A 23,907-nucleotide genomic window follows, 5' to 3' on the forward strand; every position below is an offset into this window, starting at 1 on the left:
GCGGGTCGGACAAGCGCTACAATGAATTTCTCCGACCATCGAACGAAAGGCATCCCATGCACCTCCGCACCGTCCTCGCACTCTCCGGCCCCCTGCTGGCGCTGGCTTACGCCGCGGGCGCCCACGCCGCGCCGGCCTGCGGCCGGGCGCCGTCCGGCGAACTGCGCGCCGAGCGCGTCGCGGCGGTGCAGCCGTCGCGCAGCGAGGCCGGCCTGTACGAAGGGCCCGTGTGGATCAAGGATGCCCTGTATTTTTCCGATTTCAGCTTCGCGCCCGGCTTCCCGTCGCGCATCCGCAAGCTGGCGCTGGATGGCACCGTGAGCACGGTCGTCGAGGACAGCGGCAGCAACGGCCTGGCCGTCGATGCGCATGGCGACATCGTCGCGGCGACGCACAAGTACAAGGCCTTGTCGCGCTATGCGCTCGCGGACGGCAAGCGCACGACCATCGCCGGCAACTACCAAGGCCAGGTGTTCGATTCGCCGAACGACATCGCCATCGCCAGGGACGGCACGATCTATTTCACGGACCCGGATTTCCAGAAGGCGGCGGCGCCCGGCGGCCAGCCCGTCACGGGCGTGTACCGCGTCGGCACGGACGGCAAGGTGACGCTCGTCGACGGCAGCCGGCCGAATCCGAACGGCGTCTCGCTGTCGCCCGCCGGCGATGTGCTGTACGTGAACGCGGGGGACGGCTTCCTGCGCGCCTACCCCATCGTGAACGGCGTGCCGGGACCGGGGCGCGACATCGTGAAGGGGCTCGACGTCCCGGACGGCATGGCCGTCGACTGCCACGGCAATCTCTACGTGAGCGAGCACCCGGCCCGGCGCGTGCGCGTGTTCTCGCCGGAGGGAAAAGAGCTGGCGACGATCCGCACGGACGCCAACGTCACGAACGCCGCGTTCGGCGGCGCCGACGGCAAGACGCTGTACCTGACGGGCGCCGGCGCGATCTGGCAGATCCGGCTGGACGTCACCGGATCGCCGTATTGATGCCGTTCAGGCCTTGAGCACCACGCGCTTCTGCTCGCGCGCCGAGCGGTAGATCGCTTCGATGATGCGCAGGTCGCGCAAGCCTTCCTCGCCCGCGACGATCGGCTCGCGGTCTTGCAGCACGCATTGCGACATGTGGTCGAGCTGGCCGGCCCATTGCGTGGCGCCGGGGCCGGGCCGCGGCGTGATCTCGTTCTCGCGGCCGTTGCCCACCCACAGCCGGTTGCCGTGGTAGCCGGTCGCCGGCTCCATTTCGATGCGTCCCTTGTCGCCCATCAGCAGGATGTGGTTCTGGTTGGCGCTGTACATCGACATGCACGAGCCGACCACGCCGGACGGGAATTCCAGCTGGAACCCGATCATGTCTTCCACTTCGCGGAAGCGCGGGTCCTTGCGGTCCGTCGTTTCCTGGGCGTAGACGGCGGTGGGTTCCTCGCCCGTCATGTAGCGCGCCGCGTTGAGGGCGTAGATGCCGATGTCCATCATCGAGCCGCCGCCCGCCAGCGCTTTTTTCAGGCGCCACGCGTTCGGGTCGCGGAACGTGAAGCCGTGTTCGGAGCGGAAATAGCGCAACTTGCCGATCTCGCCCGCGCGCGCGCGGCGCACGGCTTCGAGGTTGTACGGCTCGAAGTGGCAGCGGTAGCCGATCATCAGTTTCTTGCCGGCCTGGCGGCAGGCCGCGATCATCGACTCGCATTCGGCCGACGACACGGCCATCGGCTTTTCGCACAGCACGTGCTTGCCGGCCTTGGCCGCGCGGATCGTGTACTCGGCATGCATGCCCACGGGCAGGCAGACGTAGACGACGTCGATGTCCGGGTTGTTGCGGATGTCGTCGTAGTTCTGGTAGTTATAGATGTTCTTTTCCGGGACGCCGTATTCCTGCGCCACCCGCTTCGCCCTGGCCGGATCGCCGCTGACCAGGGCGACGAGGCGGCTGTTCTGGCAGTTCTTGAATTGCGGGATGATGATGCCCAGGCCGTACGAGCCGAGGCCGACGACCGCATAGCCCAGCTTGCGGTCGGGCGGGGCCGCCCATGCCATGTCTCCCACCGCACCCGCCGCCAGCGCGCCGCCGGCGGCAAGGATCAGATCACGCCGATTCTTGTCGATCATCATGTCTCCTTATTGAAATGTTAGCGCTCACAGTCGCACATTCATTTTAATACGAATGCAATCCCGTGCGGTGATGCCGGCGCGTGGCGGCGTTCGGAATTATCGCCAATCAATAAGCGGATCCGGTCCGCGCGCACACTGGCAGATGGCGCCCGGACCCGCCGGGCCGTCTTTCAACGAGGTGAATCATGGTCAAACTCCAGGGCAGCGTGCCCGCAACCATCGCCGACTTGCGGTCCCTCGGACCGGCACCGGCCAACGAACGCTTCGAGATCACCGTCCTCGTGCGCCGCCGTGCACCGCTTGCGGCGCATCCGCTGGATACGAAACCCGGCCAGCGCAGCTACCTGACGCGCGCCGAGTTCGCCGCACGGCACGGCGCCAGCGACGCCGATCTCGATGCCGTGGCCGCCTTCGCGCAGCAGGCCGGCCTCGTCGTCGTCGAGCGCCGGCCGGCGGCGCGCAGCATCCTCCTGTCGGGCACGGCCGGCCAGGTCAGCGCCGCGTTCGGCACGACCATCGAACACGTCGAGCACGCGGCCGGCATCTCGCGCCGCCGCACGGCGCCGGTGCACCTGCCGCCCGGGCTGGACGGCATCGTCGAAGGCGTGTTCGGCATCGAGGACGTGCCGATCGCGCGGCCGCATTTCAAGTTCTCGACGGCGTCGGCGCAGGCCGCGCTGCTGGCGTCGATGCCGTCCGGCGCGGCCCCGTCCGATGCGCAGGCGACGTCGGGCTACACCGGCGTCGACCTGGCGAAGCTGTACGACTTTCCGTCCGGCCTGGACGGCAGCGGCCAGTGCATCGCCATCCTCGAACTGGGCGGCGGGTATCGCAGCAAGGATCTCAAGGCCTATTTCAAGAGCCTGAACCTGGCGCCGCCCAGCGTGACGACCGTCTCCGTCGACGGCGGCAAGAACAGCCCGTCGCTGCCGTGGAGCGCGGATGCCGAGGTGATGCTCGACATCGAGGTCGCCGGCGCCGTCGCGCCCAAGGCGCACATCGCCGTGTATTTTGCGCCGAACAGCGAGCAGGGCTTCGTCGACGCGATCGCGGCCGCCGTCCACGACGACGTCCACAAGCCGTCCGTGATCTCGATCAGCTGGGGCGCGCCGGAATCGGCGTGGACCGAGCAGGGCCTCGCGGCGATGAACCAGGCGTTCGAGTCCGCGGCCGCGCTGGGCGTGACGGTGTGCTGCGCGGCGGGCGATGCAGGCAGCGGCGACCAGAACCCGGACAACGGCACGCCGGACGGCCTCGCGCATGCCGACTTCCCCGCGTCCAGCCCGTACGTGCTGGGCTGCGGCGGCACGCGCCTGACCGTCGGCGGCAGCACGATCGAGAGCGAAACCGTGTGGAACGACGACCCCGCCAGCAGCGCCACCGGCGGCGGCGTCAGCGACGTGTTCGACCTGCCGGCCTGGCAGGCCGCTGCGGGCGTGCCGGCGTCGGTCAATCCGGGCGGACGGGTCGGGCGCGGCGTGCCCGACGTGGCCGGCAATGCGTCGCCCGCGACGGGCTACCGGGTGCGCGTCGACTTCATGACGTACACGATCGGCGGCACGAGCGCCGTGTCGCCGTTGTGGGCGGGCCTCGTCGCGCTGCTGAACCAGAAGCTGGCGCAGCCGGTGGGCTGGCTCAATCCGCTGCTGTACGGTCCGCTGGCGGGCAGCGGTGCCATGCGCGACATCACGAGCGGCGACAACGGCGCCTATCCGGCCAAGGCCGGCTGGGATGCGTGCACGGGCTGGGGCGCGCCGGTCGGATCGAAGCTGCTGGCGGCGCTGGAAAGCTGAGCCGCTTCGTTTTACAGCCGCGCCATCACGTCGGCGCGGTACTGGCGGCTGCACGGCACCCGTGCGCCGCCGCGCAGCTGCAGTTCTCCGTCGCCCTTGTCCAGGGCGACGATCCGTTCGATCCAGCCCACCGCCACGGCCGCGCGCCGGTGGCAGCGCACGAAGCCGGCGCCCAGCCGTTCGACGAGGCCGGCGAGGGTCTGGCGCAGCAGCGGGGCGCCTTCGGCCGTGTGCAGCACGACGTAGTTGTCGGCCGTCTCGATCCACTGGATGTCCGCGACGCGCACGATGCGCGTGGCGCCGCGTTCGCTCACCAGCAATTGTTCCAGCGGTGCGGGCGGCAGGGCGACGGCCTGCCCGTCCGGCCGCGTCTCCAGTTTTTTCCGCAAGCGGGCCAGCGCCCGGCCCAGGCGTTCGCCATCGTAGGGCTTGAGCAGGTAGTCGATCGCGTCGGCATCGAACGCCTGGCACGCATAGCGCTCGTATGCCGTGACGAACACGACCAGCGGCGCCGGTTCCGGCAGCGAGGCGGCCAGTTCGATGCCGGACAGCTCGGGCATCTCGATGTCGAGCAGCAGCGCGTCCGGGCGGAAGGCGGTGATGCGTTCCAGCGCTTCGATGCCGTCGGCCGCTTCGTCGACGGCGGCAATGCCGTCCTGCTGCGCGAGCAGGTGGCGCAGCTTGGCGCGCGCCGGGCGCTCGTCGTCGACGATCAGGAGGCGCATGGCACCCGCATTTCCGCGCGCACCCCGCCCTGCGGCCGCGCCGTGATGTCCAGCCGGCCGGCGTCGCCGTACAGCGCCTGGATGCGCGCACGCAGGTTCGAGAGGCCGATGCCGCCGGGCCGGTCCGACGCCGTCAGCTTGCCCGCATCGTCCTCGACGCCCAGCACCAGCGCGTTGCCGTCGCGGCGGGCGTAGACGTCGATATGGGTCTGGCCGCGGCGCCGTTCGACCGTGTGCTTGAACACGTTTTCCAGCAGCGGCTGCAGGCTCATCACCGGCACGTCGCGGTCGAGCAGCGTGTCGTCCACCTGCCAGGCGATGTCGACGCGGTCGGCGAAGCGCTCGGCCATCACGTCCGCATAGCCGCGCGCGAGGCGCAGCTCGGTCGCGAGGGGCGCCGCGTGGCGGTCGCCGAGGGCCAGCGTTTCGCGCAGCACGTCGGCGAGCTGCGTCAGCGTGGCGTCGGCGCGCGCGGGGTCGGTCCAGATCAGCGCCGACACCGTGTTCAGTGCGTTGAACAGGAAGTGCGGCTGCATCTGCTGGCCCAGGCGTTGCAGCTGGGCCTGGCGCAACAGGGTGTTCGAGCGTTCCGCCCGCAGCCGCGCGTCGAGCAGGGCGCGGTACGACAGGACGCCGAAGCGGATCGCCATGAACAGCCAGAAGAAGATCGTGATCTTCATCGATTCGTACAGGAACAGCTGCGGCACGGGATCGTGGCGATACGTCTGGCCGACCAGCGCGTACACGGTGTCGCGGATGCCGAAGGCGAGGGGCACGAAGGCGATCCAGTACATCAGCAGCCAGCGCGCCTGGTGCGAGAACCAGCGCCGGGGCATGCCGAGCAGCGCCTCGTCCCCGTGCGACCAGCGCAGCTGCACGAAGGCGAGCACGCTGATGACCAGCGCCGACGAGCCTTCCCACAGCAGCGGTTGCCAGATCGCATGGCTGTGCTCGTTGCGCATGAAGTCCTGCACGGCGACGAGCATCATCAGGATCCAGAACAGGATCCACGCGGAGACGAAGACGGCATTGCGGCGCAGGAAGGTCATGCGGCGATGATCGGTCATCCTTGTGCGATTGTCAAAAGGCACGGGTGCGGCGTCCGCGCCGCGCTTCTGCTAACGTCGGGCCGAATCCACCCGCCCCAGGAGAATGACATGGAACGTTTCCTGTTCGTGTACCACGGCACGCCCGGCCCCGACGCCGCCACGCGCCACGACCGGTCGCGCTGGTCCGCCTGGTTCGACGAACTCGGCTCGCGCGTCGTCGACCGCGGCAGCCTCACGCACAGCGCCGTCGAGGTGCCGCGCCGGTTGCTGGGGCCGAAGGAATCCGCCAGCTCGCTGTGCGGCTACTCCATCGTCGAGGCGACCGATTTCAACGAGGCCGTCGAGATCGGCGAGCGCTGTCCCATCTTCGACGAGGACGGATCGGTCGAGATCGCGCGCCTGACGATTCCCTTGTCCTGACCGTCAGCCGCGGCGCAATACCACGTGCGTGGCCGCCTGCGTCGGCACGTGTTCGGTACATTCGAAGCCGAGCGCGGTCAGGTCGATCCCGGCCAGCAGCGCCTCGCCGGTGCCCAGCAGCGCGGGCGCGATGGCCAGGTGCATCTCGTCGACGAGTCCGGCCTGCAGGTATTGCCGGATGGTCGACACGCCGCCGCCCAGGCGCACGTCCTTGCCGCCCGCGGCGTCCCGGGCGCGCTCGAGCGCGGCCTCGATGCCGTCGGTGACGAAGTAGAACGTCGTGCCGCCCTTCATCGCGAGCGGCGCGCGCGCGTGGTGCGTCGGCACGAACACGTCGCAGTGGTAGGGCGGTTCGTCGCCCCACCAGCCTTTCCATTCTTCGTCGGGCCAGGCGCCGCGGACCGGGCCGAACATGTTGCGGCCAAGGATCCAGGCGCCGATGTTCTCGAAGCCGCGCGCGGCGAAGTCCTCGTCCGGGCCGTCGGTCCCCTTGGTGTCGTCGCCCAGCATGCGCTGGAAGGTGCGCGTGCCGCGGAACCATTGGTGCAGCTCGCCGCCACGTTCGCCCAGCGGGTTCTGCAAGCTCTGGTTCGGGCCGGCACCGAAGCCGTCGAGGGATATGGAAAAGCATTGGACTTTGAGTCTGGACATCTCGTCTCCTGGTGGGTGAAGGTCTGTTGATACGACGAACCGCACGGCCGATTTCGACAATATGCCATATTAATTTGGCTGTGTTCGCGTTAAGTCTGTGAACGCAATCTGGTTGCAGAGGTCATACGCATCGTCGAGTTAACTCATGAGGAATGACGATGCGCGGCCTACCTTTCGACGACGTGTTCACGCTGCTGTCGGCGGTGCAGCTCTCGGCTACCGACCTGGTCCGGCTGCGCGAATGGATCACCGGCCTCGCGGATCCTGCCGAATGTATCGCGCTGATCGAACAGGCCGCCAGAGGCCGGCCGTGTCCGCGCTGCGGCTGTGGTCGCGTACACCGCTGCGGCCAGGCGAGCGGCTTGCAGCGTTTTCGTTGCCTCGCCTGCGGACGCAGCTATAACGCCCTGACCGGCACGCCGCTCGCACGCCTGCGCAAGAAAGAGTGCTGGCTACCGTTCCTGCAATCCATCCTGGAATCGCGCACGGTCCGCGACGCCGCGCGCGTGACCGGCGTGCACCGGACGACCAGCTTCCGGTGGCGCCACCGGTTCGTGCCCGGCGCGATGCGCGACCGGCCGGCAATGTTGGCGGCCATCGTCGAGGCGGACGAGACCTATCGACTCGAATCGCAGAAGGGTTCGCGCAACCTGACACGACCGCCGAGAAAGCGCGGCGGCGTGGCCAGTCAGCGCGGGATCAATCGTGAGCACGACTGCCTGCTCGTCGCACGCGACCGTACCGGACAAACCCTGGACTTTCACACGGGCCGGGGCCAAGTGACGGCTGCGCAATTGCACGCGTGCCTCACGCCGGTACTGCCGCTCGACGTGCTGTTGATCAGCGACGGGGCCGCGGCGTATCGCCGTTTCGCCACGCAAGCGGGTATCACGCACGAGGCGGTGAACGTGAAGGCCGGCATCCGGGCGCGCGGCGCGATCCACATCCAGAATGTGAATAGCTGGCACAGCCGATTCAAGAGCTGGCTGGTGCGCTTCCGCGGTGTCGCGAGCCGATACCTCATCAATTATTCGGGCTGGCAACGGTTGCTGGACACAAGACGTCTGACGACGCCCGCGCACCTGCTGTGCGCTGCGGCGCAGTGCGGCTAGTCGGCCGCGCTCGCTTACCTAAATAGCGCGAACACAGCCCTTAATTTTCGATGTCGTCGTCGCCCGGCTTGCGCCCCCGCCCGCGGTCGAGCGGGCCCTTCATCGCGTCCACCTCGCGCATGAACTCGTCCACGCCGTGGTCGGGACTCAGGCGGACGGCCGGCGGCATCAGCACCGGCATGTACAGTTCGTCCGACAAGCGCCCCGTGCGCTGCACGTTGCCGGCCAGGATCAGGCTGGAGCTGAGCACGGCGAGGCCGGCGCAGATCCAGCGGTAGCGGACGCGGTTCTGCGGGCGGATCGTACACAGGTGAAAATAGATCATCCCGGCCAGCAGCAGCGTCGCCACGTGCGACGCGTAGTGCGTGAACCCTTCGGCCGAGAACGCGTAGCCGAGCGTGCTGCCCAGCAGGGCATAGCCGGCGATGGCCGCCGCGCCGCAGCCGAACACGAACAGGTGGCGGCCCAGGCGCGCGTGGCGGCCGAACAGGCGATTCGCGAACGCCCACACGCCGCCCCACAGCAGCGCCGCGGCGAGCCCGCCCGCGAGCGCCTCGGCGTAGCGCGCCCAGGCGAAATAGTCGGTGTCGCCGAGCCAGCGCGCCAGCAGCGCGACGGCACCGGCGAGCACCAGGCCGATGCTGCCCGGCAGCACGCCTTCCCAGCCGTGGAAGGTGCGGTCGAGGAGTTCCGGCGCGACCGGAAAGTCGGCCGCGCGCACGCGCAGCGGCGTGTGGCCGATGCGCACGACGGTGTCGCCGGACAGCGCGGCCTCGTGCAGGCGCCGGCCGGCCACGACGATGCCGTTGCGGCTGCCGAGGTCGCGCAGCAGCAGGCGGCCGGCCGGATCCAGCTCGACGACGGCATGCGCGGCGGCCGCATAGTCGTCGTCCAGGATCACGTCGTTGTCGTAGCCGCGCCCGATGCGGATGGGCAGGGCGGCGACGCACTGGCGCTGCAGCACGTCGCCGTTGCGGGCCAGCAGCTCGATGAACCAGGGCCCGTTCATCGGCGGCTGCGCCCGAGCGCGGACAGGAAGGCGCGGGTGGCGCGCAGGCCGTTGTCGTACGAGACGCCGGCCAGGTCGAGGCGGCTCTGCAGGTTGGCGTGCGGGTCGTCAGTGCTGGCGGCCAGCAGGGTGAAGTTGTACAGGCCGGCGAACTTGCGGTAGGCGCGCACGCAGGTCACCGCGCGCACGGGCAGGGTGGCCGTGTGCACGAACATCTCGGTGCAGGCCGGGCGCGTGAGGCGGGTATCGCGGCCGGCGCCGATGCTGTCCACGCGGAAGCGGCTGCTGGCCAGCACGGCGAACTGGAGCGGGTGCAGGGCGCTGGAGCGGAGCACCTGGTGCGTCATCGACACGTGACCCGTCTGCTGGGTGTCCGACACATAGACGGCCGCTTCCATCGCGCAACTGACGGCGTCGAGCGTGTACTCGGCCTCGGCGCGGAAGTTCGAGCGGCCCCAGCAGCGCAACTGCTGCGATTCGCGCACCGGCACCCGGTACGGCCCCATCGTGCGTATCGAGAGCGGTTCGGCCAGCAGGCGGTCGATCAGTGCCCGCTGGTGCGCCAGCAATTGCTGGCCGATGAGCGGGTTGAAATCTTTCGGCGGGTGCGGCTGCTGCTCCGCCTTGCGCAGCAATTCCTGCGCATATTTGACGGGCACGAGGAAACTGACCAGTTCGCCGTCGCGCCGCTTGGAGACGTTTACGCCCGCCACGACCCCGGCCGCCGTGACCGTGGGGCCGCCGCTCATGCCCGAATTGATGGGCCCGGTGAAGATCAGCTGCTCGTAGAAGCTGCGCGTGACGATGCCGTTATAGGCCCCTTCCGAGATGGCGAAGCCGAGGTCGAGCGGGTTGCCGAGCGAATACAGGTACTGGCCCTGCGCGAGTTTCACGGGCTTGTCCGGCACCTTGAAAAAGCCCGTGCCGGCGCGGTCGACGCGCACCACGGCCAGGTCGTGCAGCACGTCGACGGCCAGCAGTTCGACGGGGCCGCTCTTGCCGTCCGTGTCGACGTATTCGCCGACGTAGACGTCCGGGTCGAGGGCCATCTGCGACACGACGTGGTAATTGGTCAGCACGAGGTTGCCGGTCCCGACGAGGAAGCCGGAGCCGACGCTGGACTGGCTGCGGCCGTTCCTGAGCAGCATGCGGATCTGCAGCAGGTCGGCCCGGGCGGCGGCATACAGCGTTTGCGCGGCGCTGGACGGCGTGGGCAGGGCGGCCGTCTCGTCCGTCTCGCCGGGGCCGGGCGCGGGCGGCGTCGTGGCCGGCGGCGTCGCGGGCGGGATCACGAGGGGCGGCTGCGGCGCCGGTTTGATGCGCTGGCCGGCGCTGCCGGCCTTGCCCGCGGCAACGGCGAGCGAGGCGGCGGCGCCGAGGATGACGACGGTGGCGGCGAAGGCGCGGACGGCGGACGGGAAGCGCATGGCATCCTCGGGCTGGCAAGAGGTTGACACCATCTTGCCAGAACCGCCCGCCGCAGGGGATTACGCTTCGCTGTCGAGCGCGGCTTCGGTGACCGGGTTCATCATGTGGCCCAGCTTGGCCTGCTTGGTATTCAGGTAGTTGTCGTTGTAGACGTTGCGGTTGACGAGCAGCGGCACGCGCTCGGCGACCTTGATGCCCAGCTTGCCCAGGGCGTCGATCTTGCGCGGGTTGTTCGTCATCAGGCGCACGGCCTCGATGCCGAACTGTTCCAGCATCGGCAGCACCAGTTCATAGTTGCGGGCGTCGGCGTGGAAGCCCAGCTGCAGGTTGGCCTCGACCGTGTCGGCCCCCGCTTCCTGCAGGCGATAGGCGCGGATCTTGTTGACGAGGCCGATGCCGCGGCCTTCCTGGCGCAGGTACAGCAGGATGCCGCGGCCCTCGTCGGCGATGCGGCGCAGCGCCGATTCCAGCTGGGCGCCGCAGTCGCAGCGCTGCGAGAACATGACGTCGCCCGTCAGGCATTCCGAGTGGATGCGCGCCAGCGGGGCGTCGCCTGCCGCCAGGTCGCCCAGCGTCATCGCCAGATGCTCCTTGCCGGTCGCATGCTCCACGAACGCATGCAGGGTGAACTGCGCCCACGGGGTCGGCAGGCTGCACGACGTGACGTAGTCGACGAGGTTGGAAGGCGCGGGGGCAGTGTCTTGCATGGCTTTTCCTGGTGCGATGGCGTAAAAACTGATCAAGTAACAGGCGAGTTTACCGGAAATCGGGCATGGCCGTGTGGTGGGCCTCGGCGCCGGCCCAGTCGATATGGGTACTGCTGGCCAGAAATACAACAGCCTGGCCGAAAGTCGGCACAATGTTCACTTGAAGCAACACTTTTCCCGCACGGAATGTGAGCTGTGCTAGGCTGGCACCAGCGTCCATACGACGTGCGTTCCTGTCCGTTTGCCATGCCGAATCCCCTGAAACTCTTGCGCCGCCTGCTGCCGCGCGCCCTTGGCGCCTGGCTCGCGCTGGCGTTCGTCGCGCTGTCCATCGTCCTCACGCTGGTCCTCACGTCCCTCATCGAACGCAAGTCGTCGGAGCAGGTCGAGACGAGCATCGGCCACGGCCTGGCCGAGCTGGCCATGCAGACGTCGGACAAGCTCGAGCGCGGCATGTTCGAACGCTACCGCGAGGTCGGCCTGCTGGCCCGGCGGCCCCTGCTGGGCGAGGACCAGCCGCCCGCGCGCCGCCGCGCGACCCTGGACGGCATCCAGAAGAGCCTCGGCTACTACAGCTGGATCGGCCTGGCCGGCCTGGACGGCAAGGTGCAGGTCGCGGCCCAGGGCGTGCTCGAAGGGGCGGACGTGTCGCAGCGCCCCTGGTTCCGCAACGCCCTGCGCGGCGTCCACGCGGGCGACGTGCACGAGGCCATGCTGCTGGCCCGCTACCTGCCCAGGCAGAAGGAACCCTGGCGCTTCGTCGACGTCGCCTTCCCCTACATCGACGAGCAGGGCGTCACGCGCGGCGTGCTGGGCGCGCACCTGTCCTGGCAATGGGCGCGCGACGTCGAGCGCTCCGTGATGGCCGGGATCGCCGCCCGGCGCCAGGTCGAGGCCCTGATCGTCGACACCGACGGCAACGTGCTGCTCGGGCCGCACGACGTCGTCGGCACGCGCCTGACCCTGCCGAGCCTCAAGGCGGCGCACGCGCAGCGCCATGGCGGCTACGTCGTGGAGACGTGGCCGGACGGCCGTGCGTACCTGGTCGGCTACCAGCTCGGCCACGGCTACGGCGACTACCCCGGCCTGGGCTGGACCGTGCTCGTGCGCCAGAACGCGGACGACGCGTTCGCGCCCGTGCGCCGCCTGCGCGAATACGGCCTGGCCAGCGGCGTGCTGCTGGCCCTGCTGTTCTCGCTCGCCGGCGTGGCGCTGGCGCGCCGCATCACGCGGCCGCTGGGCGACCTGGCCGATGCCGCGCAGCGGATCCGGGCCGGCGAAACCGCCCGCATCGAAGTCCGGCGCGGCGCTTATGCCGAGGTGCGCGCGCTGGGCACGACCCTGAACGCGCTGGTGGCGAACCTGGTGCGCCGCCGGCGCGCGCTGGAAGAGTTGAACGCGACCCTCGAACAGCGCGTCGCCCGCCGCACGCGCGAGCTGGAACAGGCGCTGGCCAGCGTGCGCACCAACGAGCAGCGCATCGCCACCATCATCGAGACGGCGCACGATGCCTTCGTCGGCATCGACATGCGCGGCCGCATCTGCGACTGGAACTCGGCGGCCGAACGGATGCTCGGCTGGTCGCGCGACGACGCGCTCGGCCGCCCCGTGTCGGACCTCGTGATCCCGGAACGCTTCCGCGCCCGCGCGCGCGCGCTGCTCGCCGATTTCCGCGCGACAGGCACGCTGGCGCTGCTGGGCCAGCGCGTCGAACGCCTGCTGCTGACGCGCGACGGCGTCGAGATCCCCGTCGAGCTGACCCTGGGCCTGGCCGGCACCGGCGACGACCTGTTCTTTTCCGCCTTCGTGCACGACATCTCGGCGCGCAAGGAAGTCGAGCGCATGAAGGACGAATTCGTGGCGACGGTGTCGCACGAACTGCGCACGCCGCTGACGGCGATCTCGGCGTCGCTGGCGCTGCTGGCGGACGGCATGGCCGGCGAGCTGCCGCCCGACGCGCAAGGCCTCGTCGACGTGGCCAACGCCAGTTCGGAGCGGCTCGTGCGCCTGGTCGGCGACGTGCTCGACATCCAGAAGATGGACGCCGGCGGCATGGCGTTCGACCGCGCGGTGCAGCCGCTGCTGCCGCTGGCGGAAGACGCCGTCGCGGCGATGCAGAGCTTCGCGGCCAGGTCCGGGATCGCGCTGTCGTGCGTGGCCACGCCCGGCGCCGAAGGGGCGCGGGTCGACGTCGACCGCGACCGCCTGGCCCAGGTGCTGACCAATCTTCTGTCGAACGCGATCAAGTTTTCCGGGCCCGGATCGACGGTGCGCGCGCGGGTCGAGGCGTGCGGCGATACCGCGCGGCTGGCCGTGGCCGACGAGGGCACGGGCATTCCGGAAGCGTTCCGCGAGCGCGTGTTCCAGCGCTTCGCCCAGGCCGACGGCGCCGATTCGCGCCGCCGCGGCGGCACCGGCCTCGGGCTCTCGATCTGCCGGACGATCGTCGAAGAGCTGGGCGGCAGCATCTGGTTCGACAGTGCCGAGGGCATCGGCACCACGTTCTACGTCGAGCTGCCGCTCGCCGCCTGATAGGTGCCCGCGTTCGGCCGGCCGTAGTGCCGTTCGAATTCGTCCAGCGCCACCGGCCGCCCGAGCAGGTAGCCCTGCATCACGTCGCAGCCGTGCGCCGTCAGGAACGCCTGTTGCGCATCCAGTTCCACACCCTCGGCGATCGTCGCCAGGTGGAGCTTGCGCGCCAGGGCGATGATGGCTTCGACGATCGACGACGCGTTCGGATCGTGGTCGACGTCCTGCACGAACGAGCGGTCGATCTTGAGCGCCGCGAGCGGAAACCGCGCCAGGTACGCCAGCGACGAATAGCCGGTGCCGAAGTCGTCGAGCGCGAAGTGCACGCCCAGCCCGCGCAACTGCTGCATGCGCTCGACCAGGTCGGCCGGGTTGCGCGCGAATACGCTCTCCGTCAATTCCAGCGTGAGGCGGTCGGCGGGGGCGCCGGTCGCGGCCAGCAAGGTGGCGACGGCGTGCGGGAAATCGGGGTCGCGCAGCTGGTGCACGCTGATGTTCACGGCCAGCTTCAGCGCGCGCAGGCACGGCGCGCGGGCCCAGCGCGCCAGCGCGTGGCAGCCCTGTTCCAGCACGTCCATGCCGAGCGCCGCGATCAGGCCGCCCGATTCGGCGGCGCCGATGAATTCGCCGGGCGCGACCAGGTCGTTCGCGCCGCGCTGCCAGCGCACGAGCGCTTCGCCGCCCACCAGGCTGCCGTCATGCCCGAACTGCGGCTGGCAGTACAGCACGAACTGGCGGTCCGCGATGCCCGTGCGCAGCGCGGCCGACAGCGCGGCCTGGCGGTCGACGGCCGCCTGCATGCCGGGATCGAAGAAGCGCAGCGTGTTGCGGCCTTCTTCCTTGGCGCGATACATCGCGAGGTCGGCCTGGCGCAGCAGGATGTCGATGCCGGTGGGCGCGCCGTCGAACAGCGTGGCGCCGATGCTCGGGCTGCTGGCGCACTGGCGCCCGGCCAGCTCGAACGGCTCGGCCAGCACGTCCAGCAGCTTGCGTCCCACGGCATGGACCTCGGCCGTCGCCTCCGCCGGCGACTGGCCCAGGTTTTCCAGCACGATCACGAATTCGTCGCCGCCCAGGCGCGCCAGGTGGTCGCCTTCGCGCAGCGCCCGGCGCAGCCGCCGTGCCACCTCGCGCAGCAGCAGGTCGCCCACGTCGTGGCCCATCGTGTCGTTCAGGAGCTTGAAGTTGTCGAGGTCGAGGAACAGCAGGGCGCCGTGGCGGCCGGCGCGGCCGTTGCGCGCGAGGATCTGGCCCAGCTCGTCGATCAGGAAGCGCCGGTTCGGCAGGCCCGTGAGCTGGTCGAAGTACGCCAGCTCGTGGATGCGGTGCTCGACCTGCTTGCGCTCCGTGAGGTCGGTGTTGGTGCCGGACAGCCGCACGGCCTTGCCGGCGCCGTCGCGCAGGATGAAGCCGCGGCTCAGGATCGGGACGTAGTGGCCGTCGTGGTGGCGCAGGCGCAGTTCCATGCTGTAGGCCTGGCGCGACCCGGGCAGCAGTTCGTCGAGGAAGGCGAGCACCCGCAGCCGGTCCTCGGGGTGGGTGAGGCGCACCCACGCGTCCACGTCGACCTGCCGCGCGTCGGGCACGTAGCCGAGCATCTCCCACCAGCGCGCCGAATAATAGATTTCGCCGGTGACGAGGTCCCAGTCCCACGGCGCGTCGGTGGACCCCTGCAGCGCGAGGCGCATGCGTTCCTCGGACTTGTGCAGCGACTGTTCGGCGTACTTGAGGGCCGTGCAGTCCGTGAAGCAGACGACGACGCTGCGCACGTCGCCGCCGCCGTCGCGTTCCGGATATGCGTTGCAGATCGCCCAGCGCACGTCGCCTTCGTCGGGACGGGGCACGCCGACGACGAGGTCCGACACCTTGGCCCCCGTGCGCAGCACCGCGTTCACCGGATAGTCCGCCGGCGGCATGCGGGTGCCGTCCGGGCGCACGAAATGCCACGCCGCGTCGTCGGCCTGCGCACCCCGCAGCTGGTGCTCGCTGCGCCCGAGCAGCGCCAGCGCCTGGCGATTCGCGGCCACGACCCGGCCGCAAGCGTCGTGCATCACGACGCCGGCCGGCAGGTGGGCGAGCAGCTCGTCGAAGCGGCGCTGGGCGTCGTCCGGGACGCCGGCAGCGTTGATGCATGGCGGGTTCGCGTGCATGGAGACTTTTGGTTACGATCTCTCCGCATGCTAGCAGTTCCCGAACGGCTGTGGCGCGCGCTCAGGCCGTCATGCCGCCGCCAGCGCCCGGTAGCGGAAATCGCGCAGCCGCACGGTGCCGGCGCCCGCCGCGTACACGCCCAGTTTCAGGCTCAGGAAGCCGCCGAACACGTTGTGGTGGATCCCCGACACTTCCATGCGCGTGCCGTGCAGCGTCCATGTCTTGCCGCCGTCGAACGAGTAGTGGAACGTGATGACGTTGTCGACGTTGGTCAGGCGCACGCGCACGCTGGAGATGGCTTGCGGACGGCGCGCCCACGTCTGTTCCTCGGCGTACTGCCAGGTCTTGACGGTGGCGGGCGTGAAGCCGAGGCCGACGAACGCCTTCGGGTTGTAGAACAGCAGCAGGCCGCCTTCGGCCGCGCCGACGAGATCGAGCGTGATCTCGGCCTCGTACGACCGGTCGCCGACGCCGCAGGTGAGCGGGGCGCCGTCGGCGGGCGACGTGCCCTTGCCCTTGATTTCCAGGCCGCCGCCGGCAAAGCGCACGCGCGTCATTTCATCCGGCGCGGGGTCGTGGAACGCCCACTGCACGCCGAAGCGGTCCCTGGTGAAATCGTCGGACAGCGCGAATCCGCTCGGTCCCGCCTTGCCGCCGCGCGGCTTGGGCAAGGCCTTCGACAAATCGCCGCCTTTGGCGCGGAACCAGCCGTCGGCCGTCCACTCCATCGGCTCCAGCAAGGTCTGGCGGCCCAGCGTGCGGAAGCCGTTCTCGTAGCCGTGGTAGACCATCCACCAGTCGCCGCCCGGACCCTCGACGAGCGACGCGTGGCCGCGCGACCACCACGGCTCCGCGGTGCCCGTGGTGCGCACGAGCGGGTTGTGCGGGCAGTGTTCCCACGGCCCGTGGATCGACTTCGAGCGGGCCGCGATCACCATATGCCCCGTCACCGGACCGGCCGTGCCGCCCACCGCCGTGATCAGGTAGAAGTACTCGCCGTGGCGCAGCAGCTTGGGACCTTCGGGCGCGAAGTTCTCGACGACCCAGTCGTCCGGATAGTGCCATGGCTGGTACGCGGGTTCGACGGGACCGGCCGCCGCCAGGCCGTCGTCGGCGAGGCGGACGCGGCGGATGCCGTTGACGAACAAATAGCGCTTGCCGTCCTCGCCGACGACGTGGCCGGGGTCGATGCAGCCGGAGATCTTGAGGTCGACCGGATCGCTCCACGGCCCCTCGATGTGGTCGGCCCAGATGGCGTAGATCGACCACGCGTTGCCGTCCGGCGCGGCCGGGATGTAGATGAAGTAGCGGCCGTCGTGCTTGCACAGGTCGAGCGCCCAGATGGTGCCCAGCGGTTTTTTCAGGGCGGGACCGACCGGTGCCCAGTTCACGAGATCGGTGGAATGCCAGATCACGATGCCCGGATACGAAAAGAAGGACGAGAAGGTCATGTAATAGTCCTTGCCGTCCTTGAGGATCGTCGGGTCCGGGTGGTCGCCGGCGATGATCGGATTGATGTACGTGCCGTCGCCGCGGTCGGCCTTGCGCTGGCCTTCGATGCCGCGGCCCCAGCGCGGGGCGGCGGGCGGGCAGGCGGGGGCCGCCGGCGCGGCGGCGGCCGTTGCAATGGGAAGCGATGCGGCGCCGGCGCCGGCCAGCAGGGTCTTGAACGCGGTGCGGCGGGATTGGTTGGTCAAGCGGATCTCCAGAATCGTGCGTGATGGGCGATGCCAAGCGTATCTGAAAACGATTTCACGAGCAAGATGAAGGGGGCGTATCCTATCGTGCCGCATGGTGAATTTCGTAGGGGGTGTTGGCGATTTTCGTAATTGCGGTGCGACGTGGCCTCTCTCATCATGCACCATGATTGCCGCTTATTTTTCCCTGACGATTCCATGAACCTCTCGCACATCGCCGCCGCCTGCACGCCGGCACTCGCGGCGCTCGCTCCCGCGACTTCCCGGGCGCAGGGCGCCGACGGCCACCCCGGCTGGCCCGGCGCCGGCCAGCTGTTCGTCGGCACCAATTACCAGCCCTTCGACCGTACGCGCGCGCAGATCGGGCACGACATCCAGCGCATGAAGCAGGCCGGCTTCAAGGTCGTGCGCATGGGCGACCTGTCGTGGGATTCGTTCGAGCCCGCCGACGGCAAGTTCGACTTCAGCCTGTTCGACTGGATCATGGACCGGATGCAGGCCGCCGGCCTGAAGGTCCTCATGGACATCCCGGGCCAGCCCGCGCCGATCTGGCTGCACAAGAAGTACCCGGGCGTGGACATCGTCGACCAGCACGGCGTGCGCCTCGATCCCGCCGAACGCTATATGGACGACACCAGCGATCCCGATTACCGGCGGCTGCTGGTGCGCCTGGCCGACACGATGACCCGGCGCTACGCGAAGCATCCGGCGCTGTTCGCCATCGGCTACAACAACGAGAGCGGCAACGGCATGGTGTCGTACTCGGAGGCCGACCGCCAGCGCTTCATCGCCTGGCTCAAGCACAAGTACGGCACCGAGGCGGCGCTGAACAAGGCCTGGGCCACGCAGCGCTGGTCGCGCCGCCTCGACAGCTGGGACGAGGTGCGCCTGCCGTACATCGAAGGCGTCGGCCCCTACGAGCGCTACCTCGACATGCGGCGCTTCTGGTCGGAGCAGACCATCCAGGTGCTGGAACTGCTCGAGGCAGTGCGCGCGAAGAACGTGCCGGACAAGCCGGCCATCTCCAACCTGTGGGACAGCGCCGGGCGCAAGGGCTTCGATTACCTGGCCACCTACCGCCATTACGTGAGCTACGGCGCGATGGGCTTCTACCCGGGCGATCCGCTCGGCGCCGCGTTCGAATCGACGATGATGCGCGCCGGGATGAACGCGCCGATCTGGTTCAACGAGTTCACCGCCGGCGGCCCCGGCTACTACGGCACGCCCGGCCGCTCGCGCATGTGGGCGTACTTCGGCCTGCTGATGGGCGCGGAGGCGGTGATGCCGTGGACCTGGCACAGCCACCACGGCGGCGAGGAGCAGGCGCTGTTCGGCCTGATCGACCACGACGACCGCGCGTCGTGGAAGCTCGGCGAGTTCGCGACGATCGCGCAGGAATTCGCGACACTGGAAAAACTGGGCTTCCCGCGCCTGCAGCAGCCCAAGGTCGCCATCGCCTACGCGTTCGACAACATGATCGCCACCAACCTGCCCAAGGAGGGCATGAGCAACACGGTGCGGCCCTACATCAACCCGGGCTCCATGCAGCAGGCGCACGGCGCGTACGAGCCGCTGTTCAAGGACAATATCGACGTGGCCGTGATCCACGTCGGCCACGAGGACCTGGGCCGCTACAAGCTGGTGATCGTGCCGGGCCTGTACCTGCTCGACGCGGCGTCGCGGGCCAACGTGCGCAAGTTCGTCGCGGACGGCGGCACCGCGATCATGACCGCGCAGTCGGACAAGGTGAATGACGACAACCAATGGTTCGACACGCCGCTGCCCGGCGGCCTGACCGACGTATTCGGCCTGCGCACCGATGCGTTCTACAGCGCCGGCGCGCTGCAGACCACGATTGGCGGCGTCGGCATCGAGGCCGACCTCGGCCCCTACGAGGTGCTGGAGCCGTCCACCGCCGAGGTGCTGGCGCGCTTCGCGAACGTCGACGGCAAGGTGCCCGCCATCACGGTCAACCGCTTCGGCAAGGGGCGCGCGATCTACGTCGCCACGGCCGCGCAGCCGCAGATCATGGGGCCGTTGTACCGCCAGCTGTACGCGAGCCTGGGTATCGCGCCGGGGCCGAAGACGCCCGACGGGGTCTATGCGCGCGTCGTCGACGGCCGTACGCTGTATGTCAACACCACGTCGGAACCCCGTGACGTGGCGCTCGACGGCACGATGCACGGCGTGCTCTCCGGCAAGCGCTGGCCGGGCGTGCTGCGCCTGGAACCGCTGGGCGTCGACCTGCTCGAAAAGTGACCCGGCGTCAGGAAGCGACGAGGTAGCGGCGCAGGCGCGCCAGCAGTTCCTGCGGCTGGAACGGCTTGATGATGAAATCGTCGGCGCCGGCATCGAGGGCGCGCACGGTGTCGCGTTCCGTGTTCTTGGCGGTCAGCATGAGTACGGGGACGCCTTCCCAGCCGGCCTGCGCGCGGATCAGGCCGATGATCTCGAACCCGTCCACGTAGGGCAGCATCACGTCCAGCAGCACGAGATCCGGCGCCGGCTGCGACACGACGTGCTGCACGGCCGCCCGGCCGTCCGCCACGTGGATCACGCGATACCCCTGGCGCTCGAGCATGAAGCCGAGCACGTGGGCGATGTGGACGTCATCCTCGACGACGAGGACGCTGGGTTGTGCGTTCATGCCGGCAAGCCCGAATTTGTTGTCGGGCTTCATTATACCGACGCGATCCGGCATGCGACGCGCGGTTGTCGCCGGTCAGGCCGGCAGGTCGAAGAACAGTAGTTCTGCCGCCTCTGCATGGTCGAACACGATCCGCTCCTCGCCGCCGATCTTGAGCGCGTCGCCCTCCTTCAGCGGCACGCCGTTGACGCTGACGTCGCCGCGGATCAGGTGCACGTACGCCAGCCGTTCACGGTCGAGCGCGTGTTCGACGGTGTCGCCTTCGTCCAGGATGGCGGCGTAGATCGACGCGTCCTGGTGGATCAGCACCGATTCCTGGCGGCCGTCGCGCGAGGCGATCAGGCGCAGCTTGCCCTTCTTGCTGTCCGGCGAAAAAAGCTTTTCCTCGTAGCTGGGCGGGATGCCTTTCGTGTCCGGCTCGATCCAGATCTGCAGGAAGTGCACGGGTGCCGTCTTCGATCCGTTGAACTCGCTGTGGCGCACGCCGCTGCCGGCGCTCATGCGCTGCACGTCGCCGTAGTGCAGGACGGAGCCGGTGCCCATGCTGTCCTTGTGTTCCAGCGCGCCGTCCAGCACGTACGAGATGATTTCCATGTCGCGGTGGCCGTGCGTGCCGAAACCGCCGCCGGGGGCGACGCGGTCTTCGTTGATCACGAGCAGCGGGCCGAAGCCGCTGTGGCGCGGGTCGTAGTAATCGGCGAACGAAAAGCTGTGTTTCGACCTCAGCCAGCCGTGGTCGGCGGCGCCCCGTTCTTCGCTCCTGCGGACTTCCATCATGATGTGCTCCTTGTTGTTTGCCTGTCGATGGAAGCCAGTATAGGGACGCCGGGCGGCAATGAAAAACGAGTAGTTTTACGGCATAGGATCGAAAAAATCGATCATCGCATCGGGCGGCCCCGCAGCGGGTCCAGCAGGCCGCGCAGATTGTTATGGTCGAGCTCGTACATGAGGGCCAGCAGCTCGCCCAGTTCGCCCTTCGGAAAGCCTTCGCGGGCGAACCAGCCCAGGTAGTGGCCGGGCAGTTCGGCGATCGTGCGGCCCTTGTACTTACCGTAGGGCATTTCGCGGGTGAGGAGGAGCGTGAGGTGTTCGGGTTTCATCGTGGCGCCACTTTAGCAAATCCCGCGATCGGCGTAGCATGCGCCGGAGAGGAGAGAGACCATGGCACCCGACTTCAACCTGGAACGCTACGTCGAAGCGCAGAACGGCGTCTACGACACGGCGCTGGCCGAGCTGCGCGCCGGCCACAAGCGCACCCACTGGATGTGGTTCATCTTTCCCCAGGTCGACGGGCTGGGGCACAGCGCGATGGCGCAGCGCTACGCGATCCGCTCCGCCGACGAGGCCGCCGCCTACCTCGCGCATCCCGTGCTGGGCCCGCGCCTGCGCGCCTGCGCGACGGCCGTGGCGGGCCATCACGACCGCGGCGTCGACGAGATCTTCGGCTACCCCGACAACCTGAAATTCCAGTCGTCGATGACCCTGTTCGCCGACATCGCGCCCCACGAAGCGATCTTCCAGACCTGCCTCGACCAGTTCTTCGACGGCCGCGCCGACCCGGCCACGCTCGAGCGGCTCGGCTGAGCATTCCCTGGCCGGACGCGTCCGTGGCGGCGTTGTCAACGTTGTTGCGTATAATCGCTGGTCAGCTTGTCCACAACCACACAACAACACACATGGCTTCATCTTCAGACAATATCAGCATGGCGGTGTTCTGCGACTTCGAAAACGTCGCGCTCGGCGTGCGCGATGCGAATTACGAGAAGTTCGACATCAAGCCCGTCCTCGAACGCCTGCTGCTCAAGGGCAGCATCGTGGTCAAGAAATCCTATTGCGACTGGGATCGCTACAAGGGCTTCAAGGCGACGATGCATGAAGCGAACTTCGAACTGATCGAAATCCCCCACGTGCGCCAGTCCGGCAAGAATTCGGCGGACATCCGCATGGTCGTGGACGCGCTCGACCTGTGCTACACGAAGTCGCACGTGAACACCTTCGTCATCGTATCGGGCGACTCGGACTTTTCGCCGCTCGTCTCCAAGCTGCGCGAGAACGCGAAGCGGGTGATCGGCGTGGGCGTGAAGCAGTCGACGTCCGACCTGCTGGTCGCGAACTGCGACGAATTCATCTTCTACGACGACCTCGTGCGCGAACAGCGCCGCGCCGCCGCCAAGCGCGACGAGCGCAAGGCCCAGCCCGCGCCGGCCCGCCGTCCGTCCGACGAGAACAACCGCAAGCGCGAAGAAATGGAAGCGCGCAAGCTGCAGGCGCTGGAGATGGTCGTCGAGACCTTCGACGCGCTCGTCTCGGAACGGGGCGACACGGGCAAGATCTGGGCGTCACTGCTGAAGGACACGCTGAAGCGCCGCCGTCCGGACTTCTCCGAGACCTATTACGGCTTCCGCACCTTCGGCAACCTGCTCGAGGAAGCGCAGACGCGCGGCCTGTTCGAATTCGGCCGCGACGAAAAGTCCGGCACCTATGTCTACCGCGGCGCGAACGCGCAGGCGGACCTGCAGGCCGTCGATGCCGCGCCGGTGGAAGCGGCAGGCGTTGCCGACGTCGAGCAGGCACAGTCCGCGTCCGAGGCCGGCGACGAGCTGGCCGCCGAAATCCAGGGCGAGCAGCCGACGGAAGTGCCGGCGCCGGCGCGCGAGTCGCGCCGCCGCGGCGGCCGCGGACGCAAGGGCCGCGACGGCCAGGCGACGGGCACCGACGCCGCTGCGCCGGCATCCGAAGATGCCGCCATGGCGACCTGGCCCGCACCGACCCCGGACCTGGCCGAGGCGATCGAGCCGGTGGCCGCGGCCGAGGCCGACGATGCGGCCGCGGTCGCGCCGGCCGCCGAAGAGGCGCCCGCGCCCGTGAAGGAACGCCGCCGCCCCGCGCGCGCGCCGCGCAAGCCGGCCGCGCGCAAGGACGCGGCACCCGCCGTGGAGGCGCCGGAAGCCGGCACGGCCGTGACGCCGGACCAGGCGGCACAGCAAGACAGCGCCGCCGCGGCCGACGCGCAGCATGCCGTCGCGGCGCAGGCGATGCCGGCCGGCGACGGTGCCGCACCGGAAGGCGAGGACGAGGGCGACGGCGCGAAACTGGCCCGCAAGAAATCCAGCCGCCCGGCGCACAAGGCCCCGTCGCGCAAGCCGGCCACGCGCGCGCCACGCAGGCCCGCGAAGCCCAAGACGCCGCCGGAAAACGGTTGATGACCCGTCGATCCCGGCAGTGCCGGGATCGATCGCGTCAAAACCCTGGATCGTCGCCCTCGCGAAGACGGGGACCCAAGTCCAGCCCACGTCCACGCAACGTAATCGGGTCCCCGCCGAGGCGGACGGCCAGTCCGGGAACGACGTCGTTCCGCGCGCGCATCCGGCGTTTGCCTGTGCAATAATGACAAGCCCCCGCGCTTCCCCGCACCGTCATGCAAAGGCCCACCATGCGCACGCTTACCGGACTGTTCGCCTGCCTGTCTGTTGCAGCCTCCCTGTCGGCACACGCCGCCGCGCCGTCGGCAGCGCACCCGCTGCTGGGCATCTGGATCCTCACCATCCCGCAGCTCGGCTGTTCCGAGACGTACCACTTCCGCGGCGACGGCACGACGCTCGTGAAGAGCGCGGACGAAGTGTCGGAAAGCGAGTTCACGGTCGCGGAGCGCCCCAGCGCCAAGGGGTTCTACAAGCTCGACGACAAGATCGTGAAGGACAACGGCAAGCAGGATTGCTCCGGCGAGATCATGAAGCCGGGCACGCGCGCCACCAACTACATCCGCTTCCATCCGTCCGGCGCCCGCTTCGTGATGTGCCGCAACGAGACGATGGACGCGTGCATCGGCCCGTTCGAACGGGCGCCGGGGCAGGGGATCTGACTCCCGCGCTTTCTTG

General features: G+C 69.0%; 21 protein-coding genes. 9 read left to right on the forward strand and 12 right to left on the reverse strand.

The window, feature by feature from the left end; translation table 11 throughout:
• The first annotated feature begins 56 nt into the window (after nt 1–56).
• Nucleotides 57–992, forward strand: coding sequence for an SMP-30/gluconolactonase/LRE family protein (locus tag U9J41_RS00820; RefSeq protein ID WP_322399703.1), 936 nt, complete (start codon nt 57–59; stop codon nt 990–992).
• A gap of 6 nt (nt 993–998) precedes the next feature.
• On the opposite strand, the gene U9J41_RS00825 is transcribed toward U9J41_RS00820, so the two are convergent.
• Nucleotides 999–2,108, reverse strand: coding sequence for a Gfo/Idh/MocA family protein (locus U9J41_RS00825; protein WP_322399704.1), 1,110 nt, complete (start codon nt 2,106–2,108; stop codon nt 999–1,001).
• 188 nt (nt 2,109–2,296) lie between these two features.
• Here U9J41_RS00825 and U9J41_RS00830 point away from each other — a divergent pair, with 188 nt between their 5' ends.
• Nucleotides 2,297–3,904, forward strand: a complete 1,608-nt coding sequence (locus U9J41_RS00830; RefSeq protein WP_322399705.1) for a S53 family peptidase — start codon at nt 2,297–2,299, stop codon at nt 3,902–3,904.
• 11 nt (nt 3,905–3,915) lie between these two features.
• On the opposite strand, the gene U9J41_RS00835 is transcribed toward U9J41_RS00830, so the two are convergent.
• On the reverse strand, nt 3,916–4,629 hold the full coding sequence (locus tag U9J41_RS00835; protein WP_322399706.1) for a LytR/AlgR family response regulator transcription factor: 714 nt from the start codon (nt 4,627–4,629) through the stop codon (nt 3,916–3,918).
• Entirely contained in the window at nt 4,617–5,696 is a 1,080-nt protein-coding gene (locus U9J41_RS00840) for a sensor histidine kinase (protein ID WP_322399707.1), read from the reverse strand. Before U9J41_RS00840 ends, U9J41_RS00835 begins: the two co-directional genes overlap by 13 nt.
• 90 nt (nt 5,697–5,786) lie before the next feature.
• Here U9J41_RS00840 and U9J41_RS00845 point away from each other — a divergent pair, with 90 nt between their 5' ends.
• The gene (locus U9J41_RS00845) at nt 5,787–6,098 is read left to right on the forward strand and encodes a YciI family protein (protein ID WP_322399708.1); all 312 of its coding nucleotides are present in this window, start codon (nt 5,787–5,789) and stop codon (nt 6,096–6,098) included.
• A gap of 3 nt (nt 6,099–6,101) precedes the next feature.
• On the opposite strand, the gene U9J41_RS00850 is transcribed toward U9J41_RS00845, so the two are convergent.
• Nucleotides 6,102–6,749, reverse strand: a complete 648-nt coding sequence (locus tag U9J41_RS00850; RefSeq protein ID WP_322399709.1) for a dihydrofolate reductase family protein — start codon at nt 6,747–6,749, stop codon at nt 6,102–6,104.
• A 158-nt stretch (nt 6,750–6,907) separates the two neighbouring features.
• Here U9J41_RS00850 and U9J41_RS00855 point away from each other — a divergent pair, with 158 nt between their 5' ends.
• A complete protein-coding gene (locus U9J41_RS00855; protein WP_322399710.1) occupies nt 6,908–7,861 on the forward strand; it encodes an IS1595 family transposase in 954 nt (317 codons plus the stop codon).
• Nucleotides 7,862–7,901: 40 nt separating this feature from the next.
• Here the strand turns inward: U9J41_RS00855 and U9J41_RS00860 are convergent, their stop codons facing one another.
• Genes U9J41_RS00860 through ribA form a run of 3 tightly spaced genes read right to left on the reverse strand, consistent with a single transcriptional unit; the run spans nt 7,902 to nt 11,005 of the window.
• The gene (locus U9J41_RS00860) at nt 7,902–8,870 is read right to left on the reverse strand and encodes an FHA domain-containing protein (protein WP_322399711.1); all 969 of its coding nucleotides are present in this window, start codon (nt 8,868–8,870) and stop codon (nt 7,902–7,904) included.
• Entirely contained in the window at nt 8,867–10,297 is a 1,431-nt protein-coding gene (locus tag U9J41_RS00865; protein ID WP_322399712.1) for a S1 family peptidase, read from the reverse strand. Before U9J41_RS00865 ends, U9J41_RS00860 begins: the two co-directional genes overlap by 4 nt.
• 60 nt (nt 10,298–10,357) lie before the next feature.
• Nucleotides 10,358–11,005, reverse strand: coding sequence for a GTP cyclohydrolase II (gene ribA / locus U9J41_RS00870; protein WP_322399713.1), 648 nt, complete (start codon nt 11,003–11,005; stop codon nt 10,358–10,360).
• A gap of 246 nt (nt 11,006–11,251) precedes the next feature.
• On the opposite strand from ribA, the gene U9J41_RS00875 reads away from it, so the two are divergent.
• Nucleotides 11,252–13,537, forward strand: a complete 2,286-nt coding sequence (locus tag U9J41_RS00875; RefSeq protein ID WP_322399714.1) for an ATP-binding protein — start codon at nt 11,252–11,254, stop codon at nt 13,535–13,537.
• On the opposite strand, the gene U9J41_RS00880 is transcribed toward U9J41_RS00875, so the two are convergent.
• Together U9J41_RS00880 and U9J41_RS00885 are read right to left on the reverse strand one after the other, a co-directional pair.
• Nucleotides 13,510–15,684, reverse strand: a complete 2,175-nt coding sequence (locus U9J41_RS00880; RefSeq protein WP_322399715.1) for an EAL domain-containing protein — start codon at nt 15,682–15,684, stop codon at nt 13,510–13,512. The genes U9J41_RS00875 and U9J41_RS00880 overlap by 28 nt on opposite strands.
• Nucleotides 15,685–15,753: 69 nt before the next feature.
• Entirely contained in the window at nt 15,754–17,382 is a 1,629-nt protein-coding gene (locus U9J41_RS00885) for a family 43 glycosylhydrolase (RefSeq protein ID WP_322399716.1), read from the reverse strand.
• Between the two features lie 198 nt (nt 17,383–17,580).
• Here U9J41_RS00885 and U9J41_RS00890 point away from each other — a divergent pair, with 198 nt between their 5' ends.
• A complete protein-coding gene (locus U9J41_RS00890; RefSeq protein ID WP_322399717.1) occupies nt 17,581–19,641 on the forward strand; it encodes a beta-galactosidase in 2,061 nt (686 codons plus the stop codon).
• Between the two features lie 7 nt (nt 19,642–19,648).
• Here U9J41_RS00890 and U9J41_RS00895 read toward each other — a convergent pair whose 3' ends face one another.
• The 3 genes from U9J41_RS00895 to U9J41_RS00905 form a co-directional block, all read right to left on the reverse strand.
• Nucleotides 19,649–20,029 (reverse strand): response regulator transcription factor, encoded by a 381-nt coding sequence (locus U9J41_RS00895; RefSeq protein ID WP_322399718.1) that lies wholly within the window; start codon nt 20,027–20,029, stop codon nt 19,649–19,651.
• 75 nt (nt 20,030–20,104) lie between these two features.
• Complete coding sequence (locus U9J41_RS00900; protein ID WP_322399719.1) at nt 20,105–20,806, reverse strand: pirin family protein; 702 nt, start codon at nt 20,804–20,806, stop codon at nt 20,105–20,107.
• 101 nt (nt 20,807–20,907) lie between these two features.
• Nucleotides 20,908–21,129: a DUF3820 family protein gene (locus U9J41_RS00905; RefSeq protein WP_322399720.1), complete on the reverse strand. Its 222-nt coding sequence runs from the start codon at nt 21,127–21,129 to the stop codon at nt 20,908–20,910.
• Between the two features lie 61 nt (nt 21,130–21,190).
• Between U9J41_RS00905 and U9J41_RS00910 the strand changes: the two genes are divergently transcribed.
• The 3 genes from U9J41_RS00910 (at nt 21,191) to U9J41_RS00920 (ending at nt 23,891) form a co-directional block, all read left to right on the forward strand.
• Nucleotides 21,191–21,613: a DUF1810 domain-containing protein gene (locus U9J41_RS00910; RefSeq protein ID WP_322399721.1), complete on the forward strand. Its 423-nt coding sequence runs from the start codon at nt 21,191–21,193 to the stop codon at nt 21,611–21,613.
• A gap of 92 nt (nt 21,614–21,705) precedes the next feature.
• Entirely contained in the window at nt 21,706–23,232 is a 1,527-nt protein-coding gene (locus U9J41_RS00915) for an NYN domain-containing protein (RefSeq protein WP_322399722.1), read from the forward strand.
• Between the two features lie 230 nt (nt 23,233–23,462).
• Nucleotides 23,463–23,891 (forward strand): hypothetical protein, encoded by a 429-nt coding sequence (locus U9J41_RS00920; protein WP_322399723.1) that lies wholly within the window; start codon nt 23,463–23,465, stop codon nt 23,889–23,891.
• The last annotated feature ends 16 nt before the right edge of the window (nt 23,892–23,907 follow it).

Origin of the sequence: Massilia luteola (assembly GCF_034420155.1) — a bacterium.
Taxonomy (GTDB): domain Bacteria; phylum Pseudomonadota; class Gammaproteobacteria; order Burkholderiales; family Burkholderiaceae_D; genus Telluria; species Telluria luteola.

Bases quoted from the DNA above. Each gene is read 5' to 3' on its own strand.
- U9J41_RS00820 (WP_322399703.1), top strand. From the start codon at position 57: ATGCACCTCCGCACCGTCCTCGCACTCTCCGGCCCCCTGCTGGCGCTG.
- U9J41_RS00825 (WP_322399704.1), bottom strand. From the start codon at position 2,108: ATGATCGACAAGAATCGGCGTGATCTGATCCTTGCCGCCGGCGGCGCG.
- U9J41_RS00830 (WP_322399705.1), top strand. From the start codon at position 2,297: ATGGTCAAACTCCAGGGCAGCGTGCCCGCAACCATCGCCGACTTGCGG.
- U9J41_RS00835 (WP_322399706.1), bottom strand. From the start codon at position 4,629: ATGCGCCTCCTGATCGTCGACGACGAGCGCCCGGCGCGCGCCAAGCTG.
- U9J41_RS00840 (WP_322399707.1), bottom strand. From the start codon at position 5,696: ATGACCGATCATCGCCGCATGACCTTCCTGCGCCGCAATGCCGTCTTC.
- U9J41_RS00845 (WP_322399708.1), top strand. From the start codon at position 5,787: ATGGAACGTTTCCTGTTCGTGTACCACGGCACGCCCGGCCCCGACGCC.
- U9J41_RS00850 (WP_322399709.1), bottom strand. From the start codon at position 6,749: ATGTCCAGACTCAAAGTCCAATGCTTTTCCATATCCCTCGACGGCTTC.
- U9J41_RS00855 (WP_322399710.1), top strand. From the start codon at position 6,908: ATGCGCGGCCTACCTTTCGACGACGTGTTCACGCTGCTGTCGGCGGTG.
- U9J41_RS00860 (WP_322399711.1), bottom strand. From the start codon at position 8,870: ATGAACGGGCCCTGGTTCATCGAGCTGCTGGCCCGCAACGGCGACGTG.
- U9J41_RS00865 (WP_322399712.1), bottom strand. From the start codon at position 10,297: ATGCGCTTCCCGTCCGCCGTCCGCGCCTTCGCCGCCACCGTCGTCATC.
- ribA (WP_322399713.1), bottom strand. From the start codon at position 11,005: ATGCAAGACACTGCCCCCGCGCCTTCCAACCTCGTCGACTACGTCACG.
- U9J41_RS00875 (WP_322399714.1), top strand. From the start codon at position 11,252: ATGCCGAATCCCCTGAAACTCTTGCGCCGCCTGCTGCCGCGCGCCCTT.
- U9J41_RS00880 (WP_322399715.1), bottom strand. From the start codon at position 15,684: ATGCACGCGAACCCGCCATGCATCAACGCTGCCGGCGTCCCGGACGAC.
- U9J41_RS00890 (WP_322399717.1), top strand. From the start codon at position 17,581: ATGAACCTCTCGCACATCGCCGCCGCCTGCACGCCGGCACTCGCGGCG.
- U9J41_RS00895 (WP_322399718.1), bottom strand. From the start codon at position 20,029: ATGAACGCACAACCCAGCGTCCTCGTCGTCGAGGATGACGTCCACATC.
- U9J41_RS00900 (WP_322399719.1), bottom strand. From the start codon at position 20,806: ATGATGGAAGTCCGCAGGAGCGAAGAACGGGGCGCCGCCGACCACGGC.
- U9J41_RS00905 (WP_322399720.1), bottom strand. From the start codon at position 21,129: ATGAAACCCGAACACCTCACGCTCCTCCTCACCCGCGAAATGCCCTAC.
- U9J41_RS00910 (WP_322399721.1), top strand. From the start codon at position 21,191: ATGGCACCCGACTTCAACCTGGAACGCTACGTCGAAGCGCAGAACGGC.
- U9J41_RS00915 (WP_322399722.1), top strand. From the start codon at position 21,706: ATGGCTTCATCTTCAGACAATATCAGCATGGCGGTGTTCTGCGACTTC.
- U9J41_RS00920 (WP_322399723.1), top strand. From the start codon at position 23,463: ATGCGCACGCTTACCGGACTGTTCGCCTGCCTGTCTGTTGCAGCCTCC.